Below are 2,153 nucleotides of genomic sequence, written 5' to 3' on the forward strand. Positions count from 1 at the left end.
GGTATATAGCAAGAGAATGCTCCTTGAGTCTGCGACACATACCGCTCCGGAACCGGAATCCATTCTTCCGAACCTTCTTTTTTATATTCAAATCCGTTTTTAACGTCTGCCGGACCATTACCATATGCCCAAATCACTTTTGACCAAGCATCCACACTTGTAGTAGAGACTATTGTTTCTGTAAACTGCGCATATATAGTCCAATATTCATAACGTCCATGGCATGCAACCACAACACGCAAGGGATAAGACAGGTCAAGAGGACCCGGATCCAAAGATGGCGTAATAGAGGTTATACCCTCCGGACCGAGTTTGACACGCTGCAGGGTAAGATTGGCAAGATCTGTCCCCGCAGGCATATTTACAATGACGCGATGTCCGACAGGGTCAACTATGCTCTCCCCCACCTCGCCGGCAACTTGAAAATAGCGCACTATATCCTGATTGGCAACCAGCTTCCAGTCATAATCCTGAAAACGAGATAACGTTACGTATACCGGAGATGAGAAATCGTATGTCCCTTCAAGTAAATCGGGATCAGACGTCGCTCCCGGAGTGATCCGATATTCGGAAAAACTGACATTCTCGATATCTACAGTCTCATCAAGATATAAATTCACCTCAAATGCTATTGAATCAATATAAGCCTGTTTAGATTCGCCTACGGCAGATACCGCAATGATGTTCTGCGGTATGCGAGGAAACGGAAGATCATTCTGTATGCAGCCCGCTAACCATGCGACCGACACTACAATCGTAAATATAAATATATATGAATTAATTCTTAACCCTTTCATTGCTGATTATTGAACTTGATTACACACATCCTGCTCCGGTTGAATAATTAAACATGCACGGATATGCCGAAATTGATATTGAAGAGATTAAACCGGAAATTCGCGCCCGACGTTGTCCTGTTGCCTACTTCAACACCATTCTCCGTCTGCCGCTCATTCCTCAGATGAAAACCGAAGACTCCAAACGACAGATTGAAGGCAACATTTTTCATCATGTAGACGCTGACTCCGGGTGAGAAATTCAACCCTGCATTCATATATGTAGTATGGGTTGTCCTGAGTTCTCCGTCATATGGGCGTTGAAAATCCGAATTACCTGAAGAGAAAGCAAGCTCAACCTCATTAAACACCCCGAATCTTCCACGCCGTGAAATGCCGATATACTGCCGGAAAAGGAATGCCGACGAATAACCCTCGTTACGATACATTATATCGTGAAGATTAAAGTTCATATCCTCATCAATATCAACTTTAAACGAACCGATATTAGCTTTTGCCGAAGTATATCCGAAACGCAAGCCGACTGACATGTTATTCGCTACAGTATATTCAAGATACGGTTTTATTGAAAAGGCATGTGCCCCCAAGTCAATATCGCTAAGGAGGTCGAATATTTCAAGATCGTCAGTTGACAATTCTCCATATGAAGCTGTCAGACCGAAACCCCATCTCCCTTTGGGGATAAATAGGTAATTGAACAATCCCCGGTCAAAACGGCCTAAGTTACGTGTGCGCAACTTCATCGGAACCGTATCACCTTTCCACAATACTTTTTCCGAAAAATCGAACTTGGACTCGTCATCAACCACTTTCGAATTACCCATGAGCAATTTCATGACATCATTCTGCAACGAATCCGGCACATATATATATTTACCTTTCGGCACACTATCACATGCAATTTCCTCCCCTTTTGCCTGAGGAATAAATGCGAGCAATATGAGCAAAAATGCAAACCGACAAATTTTCTCCATAAAAAACGTCATAGATAAAACGCCACGCCAAACGTGATTGAAAACAGGTTAATTCTAAAATTCGCGGATCTCGACTTACGCCTTGCGACATAGATCTGGTCAGAGATTGATTTTGTGTCAGTCATGCTGAAACCTAAAACACCTACATTTACTTCAAGAGCCGAATAATTACTCAAGAAAACCACCATACCGGGAGCAATCCCGAGACCGAACTGAAAATTACGCTCATAAGCGCCTGTCAATGCCTCCCCCGTGCCTTTGGTAATTTTAGATTGCCCGCCTCCGAGTTTCAACTGCACCTCATTGAAGATGCCGAAACGTTTGCTGCGACCAAGTGAAAAGTAGTTTCTAAAAATACCTGTCACAAAATAATTATGCGACA

The 2,153-nt window shown here is 43.1% G+C and carries 1 protein-coding gene and 2 pseudogenes; all 3 read right to left on the reverse strand.

The annotated features are described in order from the left end of the window. Positions 1-797, reverse strand: a pseudogene (locus JX312_RS12625) (hypothetical protein); the annotation flags it as partial. 47 nt (positions 798-844) lie between these two features. Further along, positions 845-1,771 (reverse strand): hypothetical protein, encoded by a 927-nt coding sequence (locus JX312_RS12630; RefSeq protein ID WP_204458250.1) that lies wholly within the window; start codon positions 1,769-1,771, stop codon positions 845-847. 8 nt (positions 1,772-1,779) lie between these two features. Then, positions 1,780-2,153: pseudogene (locus JX312_RS12635) on the reverse strand (hypothetical protein); the annotation flags it as partial.

The sequence above is a fragment of the Barnesiella sp. CU968 genome (genome assembly GCF_905219685.1).
Classification (GTDB): domain Bacteria; phylum Bacteroidota; class Bacteroidia; order Bacteroidales; family Muribaculaceae; genus Lepagella; species Lepagella muris_A.